Annotated in this window: 15 protein-coding genes, 5 tRNA genes and 2 pseudogenes; 16 read left to right on the top strand and 6 right to left on the bottom strand. The window is 71.0% G+C overall.

What is annotated here, in order from left to right; genetic code table 11:
- From ACIPXB_RS35980 to ACIPXB_RS35995, 4 genes and pseudogenes are all read right to left on the bottom strand, one after another.
- Positions 1-91 (bottom strand): annotated as a pseudogene (locus ACIPXB_RS35980) (ATP-binding protein); the annotation flags it as partial.
- Positions 72-467: a DUF742 domain-containing protein gene (locus tag ACIPXB_RS35985; RefSeq protein WP_401457033.1), complete on the bottom strand. Its 396-nt coding sequence runs from the start codon at positions 465-467 to the stop codon at positions 72-74. The pseudogene ACIPXB_RS35980 and the gene ACIPXB_RS35985, both read right to left, overlap by 20 nt.
- A 149-nt stretch (positions 468-616) precedes the next feature.
- Positions 617-1,030 carry a roadblock/LC7 domain-containing protein gene (locus ACIPXB_RS35990; protein ID WP_008739864.1) on the bottom strand — a complete coding sequence of 138 codons (414 nt, stop codon included), beginning with the start codon at positions 1,028-1,030 and terminating at the stop codon, positions 617-619.
- 9 nt (positions 1,031-1,039) lie between these two features.
- Positions 1,040-4,669, bottom strand: coding sequence for a nitrate- and nitrite sensing domain-containing protein (locus ACIPXB_RS35995; protein WP_401457034.1), 3,630 nt, complete (start codon positions 4,667-4,669; stop codon positions 1,040-1,042).
- A gap of 560 nt (positions 4,670-5,229) precedes the next feature.
- On the opposite strand from ACIPXB_RS35995, the gene ACIPXB_RS36000 reads away from it, so the two are divergent.
- The 9 genes from ACIPXB_RS36000 (at position 5,230) to ACIPXB_RS36040 (ending at position 9,215) form a co-directional block, all read left to right on the top strand.
- A complete protein-coding gene (locus tag ACIPXB_RS36000) occupies positions 5,230-5,412 on the top strand; it encodes a hypothetical protein (protein WP_401457036.1) in 183 nt (60 codons plus the stop codon).
- Positions 5,413-5,525: 113 nt separating this feature from the next.
- Positions 5,526-6,326, top strand: coding sequence for a fumarylacetoacetate hydrolase family protein (locus ACIPXB_RS36005; protein WP_401457038.1), 801 nt, complete (start codon positions 5,526-5,528; stop codon positions 6,324-6,326).
- Positions 6,319-7,794, top strand: a complete 1,476-nt coding sequence (gene gltX / locus ACIPXB_RS36010; protein ID WP_401457040.1) for a glutamate--tRNA ligase — start codon at positions 6,319-6,321, stop codon at positions 7,792-7,794. Before ACIPXB_RS36005 ends, gltX begins: the two co-directional genes overlap by 8 nt.
- A gap of 107 nt (positions 7,795-7,901) precedes the next feature.
- Positions 7,902-8,630: an HAD family hydrolase gene (locus tag ACIPXB_RS36015; RefSeq protein WP_401457042.1), complete on the top strand. Its 729-nt coding sequence runs from the start codon at positions 7,902-7,904 to the stop codon at positions 8,628-8,630.
- A gap of 85 nt (positions 8,631-8,715) precedes the next feature.
- Positions 8,716-8,787, top strand: a tRNA-Gln gene (locus ACIPXB_RS36020).
- A gap of 27 nt (positions 8,788-8,814) precedes the next feature.
- Positions 8,815-8,887, top strand: a tRNA-Glu gene (locus ACIPXB_RS36025).
- A 61-nt stretch (positions 8,888-8,948) separates the two neighbouring features.
- Positions 8,949-9,021 (top strand) — tRNA-Glu (locus ACIPXB_RS36030).
- 22 nt (positions 9,022-9,043) lie between these two features.
- A tRNA-Gln gene (locus ACIPXB_RS36035) sits at positions 9,044-9,115 on the top strand.
- A gap of 27 nt (positions 9,116-9,142) precedes the next feature.
- A tRNA-Glu gene (locus ACIPXB_RS36040) sits at positions 9,143-9,215 on the top strand.
- Between the two features lie 169 nt (positions 9,216-9,384).
- Here the strand turns inward: ACIPXB_RS36040 and ndgR are convergent.
- Positions 9,385-10,101, bottom strand: coding sequence for an IclR family transcriptional regulator NdgR (ndgR, locus tag ACIPXB_RS36045; RefSeq protein ID WP_030304142.1), 717 nt, complete (start codon positions 10,099-10,101; stop codon positions 9,385-9,387).
- Between the two features lie 140 nt (positions 10,102-10,241).
- Here ndgR and leuC point away from each other — a divergent pair, with 140 nt between their 5' ends.
- The 4 genes from leuC to ACIPXB_RS36065 all read left to right on the top strand — a co-directional run bounded on the left by leuC (position 10,242) and on the right by ACIPXB_RS36065 (position 13,447).
- The gene (gene leuC / locus ACIPXB_RS36050; protein WP_401457045.1) at positions 10,242-11,675 is read left to right on the top strand and encodes a 3-isopropylmalate dehydratase large subunit; all 1,434 of its coding nucleotides are present in this window, start codon (positions 10,242-10,244) and stop codon (positions 11,673-11,675) included.
- A gap of 6 nt (positions 11,676-11,681) precedes the next feature.
- Positions 11,682-12,275 (top strand): 3-isopropylmalate dehydratase small subunit, encoded by a 594-nt coding sequence (leuD, locus tag ACIPXB_RS36055; protein ID WP_401457048.1) that lies wholly within the window; start codon positions 11,682-11,684, stop codon positions 12,273-12,275.
- A 138-nt stretch (positions 12,276-12,413) separates the two neighbouring features.
- Positions 12,414-12,641, top strand: a complete 228-nt coding sequence (locus ACIPXB_RS36060) for a hypothetical protein (RefSeq protein WP_219667952.1) — start codon at positions 12,414-12,416, stop codon at positions 12,639-12,641.
- Between the two features lie 143 nt (positions 12,642-12,784).
- A complete protein-coding gene (locus tag ACIPXB_RS36065; RefSeq protein ID WP_401457051.1) occupies positions 12,785-13,447 on the top strand; it encodes an HU family DNA-binding protein in 663 nt (220 codons plus the stop codon).
- Between the two features lie 317 nt (positions 13,448-13,764).
- Here ACIPXB_RS36065 and cofC read toward each other — a convergent pair.
- Positions 13,765-14,421, bottom strand: a pseudogene (gene cofC, locus ACIPXB_RS36070) (2-phospho-L-lactate guanylyltransferase); the annotation flags it as partial.
- A 142-nt stretch (positions 14,422-14,563) separates the two neighbouring features.
- On the opposite strand from cofC, the gene ACIPXB_RS36075 reads away from it, so the two are divergent.
- The 3 genes from ACIPXB_RS36075 to ACIPXB_RS36085 are packed head-to-tail and all read left to right on the top strand — an operon-like array spanning position 14,564 to position 17,517.
- Positions 14,564-15,316: a lysophospholipid acyltransferase family protein gene (locus ACIPXB_RS36075; RefSeq protein ID WP_401457053.1), complete on the top strand. Its 753-nt coding sequence runs from the start codon at positions 14,564-14,566 to the stop codon at positions 15,314-15,316.
- A complete protein-coding gene (locus tag ACIPXB_RS36080; protein ID WP_401457056.1) occupies positions 15,313-16,323 on the top strand; it encodes an NAD(P)H-dependent glycerol-3-phosphate dehydrogenase in 1,011 nt (336 codons plus the stop codon). The genes ACIPXB_RS36075 and ACIPXB_RS36080 overlap by 4 nt, the downstream gene beginning before the upstream one ends.
- Before the next feature lie 39 nt (positions 16,324-16,362).
- The gene (locus tag ACIPXB_RS36085) at positions 16,363-17,517 is read left to right on the top strand and encodes a D-alanine--D-alanine ligase family protein (protein ID WP_401457057.1); all 1,155 of its coding nucleotides are present in this window, start codon (positions 16,363-16,365) and stop codon (positions 17,515-17,517) included.
- Positions 17,518-17,580: the final 63 nt, after the last annotated feature.

Here is a 17,580-nt window from a genome sequence, read left to right on the forward strand (position 1 = left end):
TGGTCTTGCCCACGCCGAAGCCGCCCGCCACCACGATCTTCGCGGAGGTGGTGGAGCGAGCCGCTCCGCCGTTAGAGCTTGCGAAGTCCACTGAGAACCCTCTCGAGCAGCGTTACATCCGGCGTGCCGCCGGCCTCTCCATTGCCCGGCTGGTGGATGGCCACCATTCCGGCCTCGGCCAGGTCGGCCACGAGGATCCGGGCGACGCCGAGCGGCATCGACAGCAGTGCCGAGACCTCGGCGACCGACTTGACCTCGCGGCACAGCGTGCAGATGCGCTGGTGCTCGGGGAGCAGGCCCGACAGGTGCATCGGATCGGCCGTGGTGCTGACCAGCGCCTCGATGGCGAGCTGGTAGCGCGGCCGGGTCCGGCCACCGGTCATCGCGTAGGGACGGACCAGCGGCTGGTCGCCTTCCGCGTACGACGAATCTCCGTACGAATCGGGGTAGGCGGGGGGCGGGGTCATGAATCCTCCGGGCTGGACAGCAGTGGTCAGCGTGCCGTCTGACGGGGCCGGTGGGGGGAAGAGATGACGGCCTGGTGGTGGTACTTGGCTCCCGGGGCCAGGGGCCCGGGTCTTCCGGCCGGCAGTACCGGCCGGCCGGAAGATGGCGGTCAGATGAGCAGGCTGCCCTGCAGTTCCGCGCGCAGGTCCGGGGTGAGGACACTGCCCGCGCGGTCCACGAGGAGGGCCATCTCGTAGCCCACGAGGCCGATGTCGCATTCGGGGTGCGCGAGCACGGCCAGCGAGGACCCGTCGGAGACGGACATCAGGAACAGGAATCCCCGGTCCATCTCGACCACGGTCTGGTTGACGGCGCCGCCCTCGAAGATGCGGGAGGCTCCGGCGGTCAGCGAGGTCAGTCCGGAGGCCACGGCCGCCAGCTGATCCGCGCGGTCACGCGGGAAACCTTCGGACATCGCCAGAAGGAGGCCGTCGGCGGAGACCACCACGGTGTGGGACACCCCAGGGGTGTTGTCCACGAAGTTGGTGATCAACCAGTTCAGGTTCTGTGCCGCCTGGCTCATCGAACTCAACTATCGCTCCTGCTGGTAAGTGGGGTCGATCTGGTAACTGCCGGTCGCGGGCCCGCTGTTGCCGGCCTGGCGTCCCTGCTGGATACCCCGTCGGAGGTTGGTCAGACGGCCGCGGACGTCGTCCGGGGCACGGGAGACCTGCGGGCCGGACTGGGCGTCGGCCTGCTGCTGCGCCGTACCGGCCACGAGGTTCGCTCGCGGGACCCGGCGGGGCAGCCCCGAGGTCGTGATGCCGCCCGCGGCGGGCTGGCGCACGCGCTCGGCCTGGCGCATCAGCTCGTCGTTGGGCGAGGAGCGCCAGCTCACCGTCGGCGTGGCACCGGTGGCCTGGGTCGCGGGCTCGGCCGCGCGCTCCTGGCCGCGCTGCGGCATCATCGGCGGCTGCTGACGCTGCGGCGGCTGGGCCGTCGGCGCCTGCTGCGGCTGCTGGGGCACGCGCTGGCCACCGTCCTGGCGGGACCAGTTGGACTCCAGCGTGTCGAAGATCGGGCTGCGGGCCTCCGAGGAGCTCGGGGCCGGCGGCAGCGCCTCCGGCTGGTGGCCCTGCGGCAGCCGCGGCGTCTCCGGCCGCGCCGGTACGGGTGCCTGCGGGGCGCCCTGGCCCTGCTGGCCGTACGCACCGACACCCGGACCGCCCGGCCGCGGCGCGCCGAAGTCGGGGCGGGCGAACTGACCGGTGGACGCCGGGTCCAGCCCGCCGCGCACGTCGGTGTGCTCGAACTGGCCGGTGGTGCTGTTGCTCTGCGGGTACGGGGCGTTGAAGTCCGGGCGGGCGAACTCGGCCGTCGAACCGGGGCCCGTCAGCTCGTCGTGACCGCGCGGAACGTCCTGGCCGCCCTGGCCCGGGGCGGCACCCCAGCTGGTGGTCTGCGGCTGGCCGGCCGGAGCGCCGCCGGCGCCCGGGAGCTCCGGACGCGGCGCGCCACCGCGCGGGGGCAGCTGCGCCCGCGGGCCGCGGCCCTGCGGAGCGGCGGGCGCGGACGGCGTGGCCGGCATCGGGGGCGCCGGCTGGGGCCGCTCGAAGCCGCCCGTGCCCTGGGGGAACCCGGCCGGACCGGCCGGGGCCGACGGCGCGGGAGCCGGACGCTGCTGCGGGCCACCGGTCAGCGGCCCGGCGGGCGAGGACGCGGCCGGGCCACGGCCCGGACCGGCCGGAGCGCCGGCGCCGAAGGAGTTCTGGGTGGGACCCGCGGGCGCGCCCGGACCACGCTGCTGGCCGCGCTGCTGACCGGAGCCGTCGCGGCCCGGCAGGGCGGCACGCTGGGCGCCGCCGGGAACCTGGCCGCGCTGCGGGCCCGCGCCGACCGGCTGACGGGCACCCGGAGCGGCCATGGAGTTCTGGGCGCCGGCCTGCTGGCCGCCGGGACCGCCCGGGGTGCCGGGCGCGCCGCCCGGACCGCCCTGGCCGGGCATCGGGCCGGGCTTGCGGCCGCCCTGGGCAACGTCGACCGGGAGCATGACGAGCGCCGTCGTACCGCCCGAGTCGGAGGGACGCAGCTGGATGCGGATGCCGTGTCGCAGGGACAGGCGGCCGACCACGAACAGACCCATGCGTCGGGAGACCGACACGTCCACGGTGGGCGGCGACGCGAGCCGCTCGTTGATCGCGGCGAGGTCCTCGGGGGACAGACCGATACCGGTGTCGTGGATCTCGACCAGCACGCGGCCGTCGGGCAGCGCGTGACCGGTCACCTTGACCTTGGTCTGCGGCGAGGAGAACGAGGTCGCGTTCTCGAGCAGCTCGGCGAGGAGGTGCACGAGGTCGTTGACGACGCGCCCGGCCACATCGGTCGAGGGGACCGAGGCCAGTTCGATGCGCTCGTACTGCTCCACCTCGGACGCGGCGGCACGGAGCACGTCGACGAGCGGGACGGGGCGGGTCCACCGGCGGCCCGGCTCCTCGCCCGCGAGGACGAGGAGGTTTTCGCCGTTACGGCGCATACGGGTCGCGAGGTGGTCGAGCTTGAAGAGCGAGGACAGCTGGTCCGGGTCGGCCTCGCGCGACTCCAGCTCGGAGATGAGCGAGAGCTGGCGCTGGATGAGGCCCTGCGAACGGCGCGAGAGGTTGGTGAACATCGCGTTGACGTTGCCCCGCAGGAGGGCCTGCTCGGCGGCGAGGCGGACGGCCTCGCGGTGCACGTCGTCGAAGGCCGCGGCCACCTGGCCGATCTCGTCGCGCGAGTGCACACCGACGGACTCCACGGACGTGTCCACGTCCTGCGGGTCGGTCTCGGACAGCTGCTTGACGAGCTCGGGCAGACGTTCCTGGGCGACCCTGGTCGCGGTGTCCTGGAGCCGGCGCAGCGAGCGGATCATGGACCGGGCCATGATGAACGCGCCGACGAGGGAGACGCCGAGGACGAGGAGGATCAGCGCACCGTTGATGATGGCGTCGCGCTGCGACTCGTTCTTGAGCTCGCGGGCCTTCTGCTCCATGTCCTCGAGCAGCGTGAGCTCGATGACCTTCATGGCGACGAGCTTGGTGTCGTCCGCGTCGTACCAGTCCATCCAGGACCGGTTCTTCTCCTTGCGGAGCTGATCCGGGTTGCTGAGCACGCGGCGGGCGTAGTGGTCGGCGGTGCCGACCTCGGCGTTGCCGTCGCCGAGCGACTGCAGGAGGTCCTCGGCCTTGCCCTGGTAGACGAGCTCGAAGGTCTTCCTCGCCTGGCCCTCGCCGCGGAGCGCGGACTGGCCGTACAGACGGTTGTTCTCGTCCATGAAGCCCGGCTTGTCGCCCGTCTCGGGGAGGGCGGCGGCGATGATCGCGCGCTGGATCGAGGCGTACTCCTTGGCGGAGGAGAACGCGGCCAGGGCGCGCGTACGCTTGATCATCTCCGGGTTGGAGGTGGCCTGGGCCATGTCCTGGGAGAGCGAGAGCAGGGAGACGATCAGCGAGTTGTACTCGGTGATCGTCTGCTGGGCGCTGACCTGGTACGCCTTGTCGCGGATGGTTTCGAGGGTCTCGAGCTGGCGGGCGATCTGCAGGATGTTGTTGCGGATCGACTTGAGGGTCTCGTCGGTGTCGCTCTGGGTGTCGACCTTGTCCGTCGCGGCGTTGAAGGCCGCCACGGCCGAGTCGGTGGAGGCCTTGACGCCCTCGACGATGCTGTTGGGCTTGCCGGCCTTCTCGGGGTTGTTCTTGTCGACCGTCAGCGGACCCGCGGACTTGTCCCGCTCCTCCTGGAGCATGGCGGCCAGGTTGGTGGCCTGCCGGGTCATCGTCGTCAGGAGCTGCATGTGCTCCAGCTGATCGATGTCGTTGAGCGAGTCGTTGATACGGAAGCCACCCAGCGTGGTGGCCGCGACGACGGGCAGGGTCAGCAGCGACACCAGTCGCGTGCTGATGCGCCAGTTCTGCATGGCCAGACGGGAACCGGACCCACTGGGGGCCTTGGGTATCGCCTGGTCCTGCTCGACGGCCTCGTCCGGCGGCGTGGTGGTGCCGCGGCCCTTGCCCTTGTTCCGGCCCCTGCCCGCCTTCACGGGGGTGGGGGAGGAGGTGTCGGGGGCGCCTTGACCGGCAGCCGGCCCGCGGTTCTGGGCGTGCTGGGGCGAGGAGCCACGGTCGGTCCCGCCGCGCGGCTCCTGCTCCGCCGCAGCGCTGCCATCCCTCTTGAATCGTCCCTGCACTAGCGTCGCAACCTCTGGACCAGGCGTCCCTCCGGGTGACCGGTGGGACGGTGTCGAGTCGTGGGGCGCGAATGGCCCCATGGTGGTCGTAGGTGACCGGCGCGTCTCCCCTTCCTGCCCGCCGGGCTCGGCGCGTGGAAGCGCCCCCTGCGCGCCGGCTGATACCCGCGGCGGTCCCGCGAATTCCAGCACAGTGCTGGATCTCCAACAAGGTGCGAGGGCGACCCCGGAGCGCCGGTGACGTCGCGTGACGGCCGGGCTACGCGGCGTGGAAGCCCTTTCGGTAGGAATCGGACGTACAACACCCAAACGACGAGATCGTCAAGGTGTCCCAGTCGAGATGATCAGGAGCGGAATGGCGCATTCAGTGGCGCAATGTCCGTTTCTCCGGGTCGTTTTGACTGTCTGCAATGTCCATAATGCCCGGTCGCTGGTGAGCAAACTCACACAGCCGTGGCCATTACTTCCCGGTTCCCGCGGGGATGCCGATGTTTAGCCTGGGCCTTTACAGGGATGGCACATCCGACAACCGCCCCAGTGACCGAGGACCCGATACCCCGATGAAGACGACGATGATGTTCCGCAACATAGCCAACCCGCGCCGCACCACGCTCGCCCACCTCAAGGACGCCGAGGAGCTGCAGGCGCCGCAGGCCCCGGAGCACGCCGTCGAGCTGCCCACCCAGACCGCCAACCCGCGCCGCACCGTCCTGATGGACGCCCCGGCCACCGCCGCGCAGTAGCGGCGGGGCCCCCGCGCCGCCGCGCGAACAGCGCGGAGAGGCGCTGCCCACCGCGTTAGCCTGGAGTCCGCAGACTCCAGCCAGCGGAAACACAAGAGGGGCAGACGCAACACGTGCGCATCGCCAGGTTCTCGATCGACGGCAACGTCGCCTTCGGCGCGGTCGAGGGCGACGCCGCCCCCGGCGCCGAGGGCGAGCTCGTCCTCGACATCATCAAGGGCATCCCGTTCGCGGACTTCGAGCTCTCCGGCACGAAGGTCCCGCTGAGCAAGGTCCGCCTGCTGCCGCCCGTGCTCCCGAACAAGGTCGTGGCCATCGGCCGCAACTACGCGGAGCACGCGGCGGAGCTCGGCAACGAGGTCCCCGAGGCCCCGATCACCTTCTTCAAGCCCTCCACCTCCGTGGTGGGCCCGGGCGACCCGATCGCGTACCCCTCCTTCTCCCAGGACCTCCACCACGAGGCGGAGCTCGCCGTGGTGATCGGCCGGATGTGCCGCGAGGTCCCCCGCGAGCGGGTCAAGGACGTCATCCTCGGCTTCACCTGCGCCAACGACGTCACCGCGCGCGACGTCCAGCAGCGCGAGAAGCAGTGGGCCCGGGCCAAGGGCTTCGACAGCTCCTGCCCGCTGGGCCCCTGGATCGAGACGGACCTCGACCCGGCGGCGGTCGCCGCGGGCCTGGCCGTCCAGTGCACGGTCAACGGCGAACAGCGTCAGCTGGGCAGCACCAGCGACATGGTCCGCTCCGTCGAGGACCTGATCGTGCACATCACCGAGGCGATGACGCTGCTCCCCGGCGACGTCGTCCTCACGGGGACCCCGGCCGGAGTCGGCCCCCTCAACGTCGGCGACGAGGTCGCCGTCACCATCGAAGGCATCGGCACTCTCACCAACAAGGTGATCAAGCGTGGCTAACGGCTCCGTCCGCGTACGTTTCTGTCCCTCCCCGACCGGCAACCCCCACGTGGGCCTGGTCCGGACCGCCCTCTTCAACTGGGCGTTCGCCCGCCACCACGGTGGCACGTTCGTGTTCCGCATCGAGGACACCGACGCGGCGCGCGACTCCGAGGAGTCCTACGAGCAGCTGCTCGACTCCCTGAAGTGGCTCGGCTTCACCTGGGACGAGGGCCCCGAGGTGGGCGGCCCGCACGCCCCCTACCGCCAGTCCCAGCGGATGGACCTCTACGCGGACGTCGCCGCCAAGCTCATCGACGGCGGCTACGCGTACCACTGCTACTGCACCGCCGAGGAGCTCGACGAGCGCCGCGAGATCGCCCGCCGCGAGGGCCGCCCCTCCGGCTACGACGGCATGTGCCGCGTGGTCACCCCCGAGCAGAAGGCGGCGTACGAGGCCGAGGGCCGCACCTCGATCGTGCGCTTCCGGATGCCCGACGAGCCGATCACCTTCACCGACCTGGTGCGCGGCGAGCTGACCTTCACCCCGGAGAACGTGCCGGACTACGGCATCCTGCGGGCCAACGGCGCGCCGCTGTACACGCTGGTGAACCCGGTCGACGACGCGCTGATGGAGATCACGCACGTGCTGCGCGGCGAGGACCTGCTGTCCTCCACCCCGCGCCAGATCGCCCTCTACAAGGCGCTGATCGAGCTGGGCGTGGCCAAGGAGGTCCCGCAGTTCGGCCATCTGCCGTACGTCATGGGCGAGGGCAACAAGAAGCTCTCCAAGCGGGACCCGCAGGCCTCGCTGAACCTCTACCGCGAGCGCGGGTTCCTGCCCGCGGGCCTGCTCAACTACCTGTCGCTGCTCGGCTGGTCCTTCTCCAAGGACCAGGACATCTTCTCGATCGACGAGATGGTGGCGAAGTTCGACATCACGGACGTCAACGCCAACCCGGCGCGCTTCGACCTCAAGAAGTGCGAGTCGATCAACGGCGACCACATCCGCATGCTGGACCCGAAGGACTTCGCGGACGCCTGCGCCCCCTGGCTGCAGGCCCCGCACGCCCCCTGGGCGCCGGAGGACTTCGACCCGGCCGCCTGGGAGGCCATCGCGCCGCACGCCCAGACCCGGGTGACCGTCCTGTCCGACATCACGGACAACGTCGACTTCCTGTTCCTGAAGGAGCCGGCGTTCGACCAGGCCTCCTGGGACAAGGCGATGAAGGGCGAGCCGGCCGCGCTGCTCACCACGGCCCGCGCGCACCTGGAGGCGGCGGACTGGAGCGACCCCGAGTCGCTCAAGCAGGCCGTCCTGACCGCCGGCGAGGCCCACGGCCTCAAGCTCGGCAAGGCCCAGGCCCCGGTCCGCGTCGCCGTGACCGGCCGCACCATCGGCCTGCCGCTCTTCGAGTCCCTGGAGATCCTCGGGCAGGAGCGCACCCTGGCCCGCATCGACGCGGCCCTGGCCAAGCTCGCCGCATAGGCACCGGCGGTCGGCGCACACCCCGTCGCACCGCGTTCATCACCCGTACGTCCTGAAGCGCCCGGAAGGCCCCCCGCCGCCGGGCGCTTCGGCGTAAGGTCGGTCCCATGCCGATCCGCGCCGTGCTGTGGGACATCGACGACACGCTCTTCGACTACACGGGGGCGGACGCCGCGGGGCTGGCGCGCCACCTGGTGGACGAGGGGCTGGGGGAGAGCTACGGCACACCGCTCCAGGCGCTGGCCCGCTGGCGCGAGATCACCGACCGGAACTGGGCGCGCTTCGCCGCCGGCGAGGTGGGCTTCCAGGAGCAGCGGCGGGACCGGGTCCGGGACTTCCTGGAGCGGCCCGAGCTGGGCGACGAGGAGGCCGACGACTGGTTCGAGCGGTACGTCGCGCACTACAAGGCCGCCTGGGCGCTCTTCCCGGACGTCCTGCCGGTCCTGGGCGCCCTGGGCGCGGACTACCGCCACGGGGTGCTGTCCAACTCCAGCACGGCCAACCAGGACCCCAAGCTGCGTCACCTGGGGCTGCGCGACCGCTTCGAGGTGCTGGTGTGCGCCGCCGAGCTGGGAGTGAGCAAGCCCGAGGCCGCCGCGTTCCGGGCGGCGTGCGACGCGCTGGGGCTGCCGGCCGCCGACGTGGCGTACGTGGGGGACCAGCCGGAGATCGACGCCCGCGGCGCGCGGGACGCCGGGCTGGTCGCCGTATGGCTGGACCGGGACGGCGGACGCGGTCCCGGCCCGGACGGCGTGCACCGGATCAGGGGACTCGCCCAGCTCCCGGAGCTGCTGGCCGGGGATACCCGTTTTGGAGCACGGTCAGGCATCCGGTAATGTTCTTTCTGCGCCGCCGGAGCGGGCCGAAAGGCCGGACGGAGGCGCCACTCGAAAGAAAACCCCACAGGGGGTTGACTTTTGGTGGGGTATAGTGTAATTGGCAACACGAGGGTTTCTGGTTCCCTTATTCTAGGTTCGAGTCCTGGTACCCCAGCGCAGTGCAGTAGTAACGCAGTGCTTAGCCCCCGTTGTGTAGCGGCCTAGCACGCCGCCCTCTCAAGGCGGTAGCGCCGGTTCGAATCCGGTCGGGGGTACAGATCCTTCCCGCGAAGTCTCCTGGGTAGCTCCCGGACGCCTCGATGCAGGATCGCTAGGGCCCCCGTTGTGTAGCGGCCTAGCACGCCGCCCTCTCAAGGCGGTAGCGCCGGTTCGAATCCGGTCGGGGGTACTCGGTCTGGTATAGACCACTTTGGGCTATGGTGTAATTGGCAACACGAAGGTTTCTGGTTCCTTTGTTCTAGGTTCGAGTCCTGGTAGCCCAGCGCAGTGCAGCGCACGCTGTGATGCAGGCCCCCGTTGTGTAGCGGCCTAGCACGCCGCCCTCTCAAGGCGGTAGCGCCGGTTCGAATCCGGTCGGGGGTACGCACAGGAGAGGCCCTCCGCGATGATCGCGGAGGGCCTCTTCGTCGTTTCCGGAACGTACGCAGGGACCCGTCGGCGGGGCACAAGTGAGGGCCCGGGGGCGCGCGTTCGAACGTGTGCGGCGTCGTGCGCGCCCCGGGGCCCGGGGACGGAGGGAAGGCGGGGCGGGTCAGCCGGAGCGGCGCAGGGCCTCCGTGAGGCGGGCGGCGGCGTCGATGACCGCCTGCGCGTGCATCCGGCCCGGGTGGCGGGTCAGGCGCTCGATCGGCCCGGAGACCGACACGGCGGCCACCACGCGGTTCGAGGGCCCGCGCACCGGCGCCGAGACGGACGCCACACCGGGCTCCCGCTCGCCGATGGACTGGGCCCAGCCGCGGCGCCGTACGCCGGAGAGGGCCGTCGCCGTGAAGCGCGCCCCCTGCAGGCCGCGGTGCAGCCGCTCGGGCTCCTCCCAGGCCATCAGGATCTGGGCCGCCGAGCCGGCCTTCATCGGGAGCGTGGAGCCCACGGGCACGGTGTCCCGCAGGCCGGAGAGCCGCTCGGCGGCCGCCACGCAGATACGCATGTCGCCCTGCCGGCGGTAGAGCTGCGCGCTCTCGCCCGTCACGTCGCGCAGGTGCGTGAGCACCGGTCCCGCCGTGGCCAGCAGGCGGTCCTCGCCGGCCGCGGCGGCGAGCTCCGCCAGCCGCGGGCCGAGGATGAACCGGCCCTGCATGTCCCTCGCCACCATCCGGTGGTGTTCCAGTGCCACGGCAAGGCGATGTGCCGTGGGTCGTGCGAGCCCTGTCGCCGCGACCAGCCCGGCGAGGGTGGCCGGACCGGACTCCAGTGCGCTCAGTACCAGAGCTGCCTTGTCGAGAACGCCGACGCCGCTAGAGTTGTCCATGAAACGATATTCACGTCTCACACTGTGAAACGCAAGTTCAATTTCGCCAGGAACTTGCGAAGGTGGTTGTGCGGCCGTACAACGGCCCGCGAATCGGGCACCGAGAAGTGCCGGCGCAGCCGTCGGCCGGAGGGAAAGCGATGGGTAGGACACTCGCGGAGAAGGTCTGGGACGACCATGTCGTCCGGCGCGCAGAGGGCGAGCCCGACCTCCTCTTCATCGATCTGCACCTGCTGCACGAGGTGACCAGCCCCCAGGCCTTCGAAGGGCTGCGTCAGAACGGCCGCGCGGTCCGCCGCCTCGACCTCACCATCGCGACCGAGGACCACAACACCCCCACCCTCGACATCGACAAGCCCATCGCGGACCCGGTCTCCCGCGCGCAGCTGGAGACGCTGCGCAAGAACTGCGCCGAGTTCGGCGTACGGCTGCACCCGCTCGGCGACGTCGAGCAGGGCGTCGTCCACGTGGTGGGACCGCAGCTGGGCCTGACCCAGCCCGGCACCACCGTGGTCTGCGGCGACTCCCACACCTCCACGCACGGCGCCTTCGGCGCGCTGGCCTTCGGCATCGGCACCAGCCAGGTCGAGCACGTGCTGGCCACCCAGACGCTGCCGCTGGCCCGCCCCAAGACCATGGCGATCACGGTCACCGGCGAGCTGGCCGAGGGCGTCACCGCCAAGGACCTGATCCTGGCGATCATCGCCAAGATCGGTACCGGTGGCGGCCAGGGCTACGTCCTGGAGTACCGCGGCGAGGCCGTCGAGAAGCTCTCGATGGAAGCCCGCATGACCATCTGCAACATGTCGATCGAGGCCGGCGCCCGCGCGGGCATGATCGCCCCCGACCAGACCACCTTCGACTACCTCCAGGGGCGCGACCACGCCCCCACGGGCGAGGACTGGGATGCGGCGGTCGCGTACTGGAGGACCCTGCGCACCGACGAGGACGCGGTCTTCGACGCCGAGGTCGTCATCGACGGCGCCTCGCTCTCCCCGTTCGTCACCTGGGGCACCAACCCGGGCCAGGGCGCGCCGCTGTCCTCCCACGTCCCCGATCCGGCTTCGTACGAGGACGCTTCGGAGCGCCTGGCCGCCGAAAAGGCCCTGGAGTACATGGGGTTGACGGCCGGGCAGCCGCTGCGCGACATCAAGGTCGACACGGTCTTCGTAGGTTCGTGCACCAACGGCCGCATCGAGGACCTGCGCGCGGTCGCCGGGATCATCGAGGGCCGCAAAGTCGCCGACGGCGTACGGATGCTGGTCGTCCCCGGCTCCGTCCGGGTCGCCCTCCAGGCCGTCGAGGAGGGCCTGGACAAGGTCTTCAAGGAGGCCGGCGCCGAATGGCGGCACGCGGGCTGTTCGATGTGCCTGGGCATGAACCCCGACCAACTGGCCCCGGGCGAGCGTTCCGCCTCCACCTCCAACCGCAACTTCGAGGGCCGGCAGGGCAAGGGCGGCCGGACCCACCTGGTCTCCCCGCAGGTGGCCGCGGCCACCGCGGTCCTGGGTCACCTGGCCTCGCCCGCCGACCTGTCCGAGTCCTCCGCCGCTCCCGCCCCCTCCGGAGTCTGATCAGCCATGGAAGCCTTCACCACGCACACTGGCCGGGCCGTCCCACTGCGCCGCAGCAATGTCGACACCGACCAGATCATCCCGGCCCACTGGCTGAAGAAGATCACCCGTGACGGGTTCGAGGACGGGCTCTTCGAGGCCTGGCGCAAGGACCCCGAGTTCATCACGAACCGCCCGGAGCGCCAGGGCGCGACGGTGCTGGTCGCCGGCCCCGACTTCGGCACCGGTTCCTCCCGCGAGCACGCCGTCTGGGCCCTGCAGAACTTCGGCTTCAAGACCGTCATCTCCTCGCGGTTCGCCGACATCTTCCGCGGCAACTCCCTCAAGAACGGTCTGCTGACGGTGGTCCTGCCGCAGGCGACCGTCGACGCGCTGTGGGAGCTGACCGAGGCCGACCCCACCGCCGAGATCACCGTCGACCTGGTCGCGCGCCAGGTCCGCGCGACCGGCATCGAGGCCGAGTTCGAGCTGGACGACAACGCCCGCTGGCGTCTGCTGGAAGGCCTGGACGACATCTCGCTCACCCTTCAGAACGAAGCCGACATCGCGGCGTACGAAAGCGCCCGGCCGTCCTACAAGCCCCGCACGATGACGCTCTGATTCCGGCCTGATCAGCGCTTCTTCGCCCCTCGGGTGATCACTTCACCCGCACTGTGCCCCCCGCCCTCCGGCGGGGGGCACAGTCGTATGTTGAGGCCCCGTGAGGCGACAACTCGCCCCAGATGGCACAATCTGTGCATGGAACGCGACAGTCAACTCGAGCTCTACGAACTCGTCGCGGACCGGTTGAAAGAAGCACACGCAAGGGTGCGCTCACTGCAAGTCCCGGAGGGCGTAAGGATGGCGCTGTCCCGGAAGCTGTTGGTCGTCACAGCCGCGGCGAAGCACGATCTCGCCGATGCGGCAAGGCGCCTGGACAGGTTGATGAAGGACCTCGACGAGGGTCGATTCCCTGAAGGCGACTGATGCGAAGGAACTCCGCAACGGCCTCCATCGTTGCGGCACTAGGGTGATTAGCCCGTTTCGTGTTTGATTTGCGGTATATATCCGCCTAACGTGCGAAATAGCTTGAACACATTCGTTCTGGCGATGTCTCCGAAGGGGAAGACGTGAACAAGGCGCAGCTCGTAGAAGCGATTGCCGACAAGCTCGGCGGCCGCCAGCAGGCCGCGGACGCCGTCGACGCGGTACTCGACGCGATGGTCCGCGCGGTCGTCGCGGGCGACCGGGTCTCGGTCACGGGCTTCGGCTCGTTCGAGAAGGTGGACCGTCCGGCCCGCTACGCCCGTAACCCGCAGACGGGTGAGCGCGTCCGGGTCAAGAAGACCTCGGTTCCCCGCTTCCGCGCGGGACAGGGCTTCAAGGACCTGGTCAGCGGCACCAAGAAGCTCCCCAAGGGTGACGAGGTGGCCGTCAAGAAGGCGCCGAAGGGCAGCCTGACCGGCGGCGCTTCCGCGACGGTCAAGAAGGCCGCCGCGAAGAAGACCGCCACCGCCAAGAAGGCCGCCGCGAAGAAGGCCACGACGGCCGCCAAGAAGACCACGGCCACGGCCAAGAAGGCCGCCGTCAAGAAGACGACGGCCGCCAAGACCACCGCCGCCAAGAAGACCGCCGTCAAGAAGGCCGTCACGGCGAAGACCACGGCCGCCAAGAAGACGGCGACCGCGAAGAAGACGGCGCCGGCCAAGAAGGCCGCCGCCAAGAAGGCGCCCGCCAAGAAGGCCACGGCGCGCAAGACCACCGCGAAGAAGGCTCCCGCCCGCAAGAAGTAGGGCCGCCGTCACACACGCCGGGCCGGCTTCCCCGCTGGGGAGGCCGGCCCGCGGTGCGTCCGCACCCGCCACCCCGCGGGAATCCGCAGGTCAGGTCGCGGTCGTACGAGGCGTCAGAGCGTCTGCAGGGTGATCAGCGTGATGCGCAGGGCCTCGCCCGACCCCTCGGTCTCGATCCGCACCCGCTGTCCCGGCCGCAGCAGCCGCAGGCCGCCCGCGTCGAACGCCGGGGCCTCGAAGGGAACCGGGGTGCCGTCGTCCAGCAGCACACTGCCGCTGCGGGTCCGGGGGTCGTAGGTGTACGCGGTCGCCTGCATACCGGCACTGTATCGGGCCGTGTACGGGCCCAGGCCCAGGGCCGCCGCCGCCCGCAGGTCCTCGCCGGTGTCGACGTCCCGCCGTACGCTCACCACGTCCGCCAGCGCGATTTCCACCGCCCCCGACGCCGAATGCCGGGCCCGCGACGGACCCCCGAACGAGGGTGCCAATTCCACGCCCGGGGCCGCGGAAAGCAGTGTCGTCCCGATTCCTGCCGCATCCGCCAGAAATGCCCGGGGGAATTCCGCGGCGTTTTCGAGCACGCGTAGCAATTCCGGCGTCCGCAGGGCCGGGAGATCCGCGTTCATCGCGGCCACCGCCGCCCGCGGGCGGCCCGTCCGCACCGCCCGCGCCCCGTGGGCCAGCGCCGCGTTGAGCCCGGCCGCCGGCACGTCGGCGACGACCCGCGCCCCCAGCGCGGCCAGTTCCGCCCCGGCCACCGCGTCGTCCGTGACGACCACCACATCCGCGACCGCCGCGCAGGCCAGCGCCCCCACCACGGTGTCCTGCGCGAACGCCAGCGCGAGCCCCGCACGGTCCGCTCCCGCCGCCGCCGCGAGGCGGCTCTTGGCCACCGCGAGGGGCTTCAGCGGCACCACCAGGCTCCAGACGGCGTTCGTGGCGGCCCCCTCCCTGTCGTACGTACGTCCGTCCATTGTCGCCCCCGTACGGCGACCGGGGGTCCCGGTACCGCGAGCGGGGCGTACGGTGTTCTCGACAGAGACCGGACCTGGGGCGACACTTGTCCGGCCGACCGGGTGCCCGAGAACCGCACCGGTCCGAGAGGAAGGTGTACGCGTGTCCCGCCGCAGAATCGGCTTCTGGTACCGCCTGGCGGCGGTCATCGCAAAACCGCCGCTGGTAGTGCTGTTCAAGCGGGACTGGCGGGGAATGGAGCACATTCCGGCCGACGGCGGATTCATCACCGCGGTCAATCACAACTCGTATCTGGACCCGCTCTCCTACGCGCACTTCCAGTACAACACCGGCCGGGTGCCCCGCCTGCTCGCCAAGGCCGCCCTCTTCAAGGCGCCCGTCGTCGGGTCGATCCTGCACGGCACCGGCCAGATCCCCGTGTACCGCGAGACCACCAACGCCCTGGACGCGTTCCGGGCCGCCGTGGACGCCATCGAGCGCGGCGAGTGCGTGGCCTTCTACCCCGAGGGCACCCTCACCCGCGACCCGGACCAGTGGCCGATGGCCGGGAAGACCGGCGCCGCCCGGGTCGCCCTGATCACCAGGGCGCCCGTCATCCCGGTGGCCCAGTGGGGCGCCAACCTGGCGATGCCGCCGTACGCCCAGGAGAACAAGCTCAGCCTGTTCCCCCGCAAGACGCTCAAGGTGCTCGCCGGACCGCCCGTGGACCTCTCCGAGTTCTACGACCGCGAGCCCACCCCGGAGGTCCTCAAGGCCGCCACCGAGGTCATCATGGCGGCCATCACCGAACTGCTGGAGGAACTGCGCGGCGAGAAGGCCCCCGCGCAGCCGTACGACCACCGCAGGGCCAGGGCGGAACAGCGGCGCAAGGCCGCGGGAGAGGGCAGCAAGTGACACGTCCCGTGAAGGTCGCCGTCTTCGGAACGGGCTCCTGGGGCACCGCCTTCGGCATGGTCCTGGCCGACGCCGGCTGCGAGGTGACCCTGTGGGGCCGCCGCCCCGAGCTCGCCGACGCCGTCAACACCGGCCGGACCAACCCCGACTACCTGCCCGGCGTCGAGCTCCCGGAGGGCCTCAGGGCCACCACCGACCCGGCCGAGGCCGCGCACGGCGCCGACTTCACCGTGCTGGCCATCCCCTCGCAGACCCTGCGCGGCAACCTCGCCGAGTGGGCTCCGCTGCTGGCCCCCGACACCGTCCTCGTCTCCCTGATGAAGGGCATCGAACTCGGCACCGCCAAGCGGATGAGCGAGGTCATCGAGGAGGTCGCCAAGGTCCCCGCGCACCGGGTCGCCGTCGTCACCGGCCCCAACCTGGCCCGCGAGATCGCCGCCCGGCAGCCCGCCGCCTCCGTCGTCGCCTGCGTCGACGAGGCCGTCGCCCAGCGCCTCCAGGCGGCCTGCCACACCCCGTACTTCCGCCCCTACACCAACACCGACGTGGTCGGCTGCGAGCTCGGCGGCGCCGTCAAGAACGTCATCGGCCTCGCCGTCGGCATCGCGGACGGCATGGGCCTGGGCGACAACACCAAGGGCTCCCTCATCACCCGGGGCCTGGCCGAAACCACGCGGCTGGGCCTGGCGATGGGTGCCGACCCGCTCACCTTCTCCGGCCTCGCCGGCCTCGGCGACCTCGTCGCGACCTGCTCCTCGCCGCTCTCCCGGAACCACACCTTCGGCACGAACCTGGGCCGCGGGATGACCCTGGAGGAGACCATCGCGGTCACCAAGCAGACCGCCGAGGGCGTCAAGTCCTGCGAGTCCGTGGCCGATCTGGCCCGCCGGCACGGGGTGGACATGCCCATCACCGACACCGTCGTGGACATCGTCCACAACGGCAAGCCGCCGCTCCTCGCGCTCAAGGACCTGATGTCCCGCAGTGCGAAACCGGAACGCCGCTGACACCTTCCCGTGCCACCGAGCGGGTAGTCTCAAGCCGATATGAGCAGCGAGAACTCCTCCCAGAGCCCTGAGCAGCAGGGTCGCAAGCCGCGTGTGGCCGTCGTGTTCGGCGGCCGCAGCTCCGAACATGCCATCTCGGTGGTCACCGCGGGCGCCGTCCTGCGCTCCATCGACCGCACCAAGTACGAGGTGCTGCCCATCGGCATCACCACGGACGGCCGGTGGGCGCTGACCGCCGACGCGCCCGAGCGCATGGCCATCACCGACGGCAGGCTCCCGAACGTCGACGAGCTCGCCGACTCCGACGGCGGTGTGATCCTCCCCGTCGACCCGGCCAGCCGCGAGGTCGTCTACACCGAACCCGGCGCCATCCCCAAGGCCCTGGGCGAGGTCGACGTGGTCTTCCCGGTGCTGCACGGCCCGTACGGCGAGGACGGCACCCTGCAGGGCCTCCTGGAACTCTCCGGCATCCCGTACGTCGGCTCCGGCGTCCTGGCCTCGGCCGTCGGCCAGGACAAGGACTACATGAAGCGGGTGTTCACCTCCTTCGGGCTGCCCGTCGGCCCGTACGTGACCATCCGCCCCCGCGAGTGGGAGCAGGACGCCGCCGGCGCCCGCCGCCGGATCGTGGACTTCGCCGGCGAGCACGGCTGGCCGCTGTTCGTGAAGCCCGCCCGCGCCGGCTCCTCCATCGGCATCACCAAGGTCGAGGACGTCACCGGCCTGGAGGACGCGATCGAGGAGGCCCGCCGCCACGATCCGAAGATCATCGTGGAGGCGCTGCTGCGCGGCCGCGAGATCGAGTGCGGCGTCCTGGAGTTCGAGGACGGGCCGCGCGCCAGCGTCCCCGCCGAGATCCCGCCGGTCTCCAGCCACGACTTCTACGACTTCGAGGCCAAGTACATCGACTCCGCCTCCGGGATCGTGCCCGCCCCGCTCACCCCGGAGCAGACCGCCGAGGTCCAGCGGCTGGCGGTCGAGGCCTTCGACGCCGCCTCCTGCGAGGGCCTGGTGCGTGCCGACTTCTTCCTCACCGAGGACGGCACCTTCGTGATCAACGAGATCAACACCATGCCCGGGTTCACCCCGATCTCCATGTACCCGCGGATGTGGCAGGAGACCGGCATCGGCTACCCCGAGCTGGTCGACCGCCTCGTCCAGGCCGCCCTGCGCCGCTCCACCGGGCTGCGCTAGAGCGGTACCGGCACCCGACGGCGCCGCGTACGGGACCCCGCCACGGGGTCCCGTACGCGGCTT

Source organism: Streptomyces sp. NPDC090022 (genome assembly GCF_044748145.1).
GTDB lineage: Bacteria > Actinomycetota > Actinomycetes > Streptomycetales > Streptomycetaceae > Streptomyces.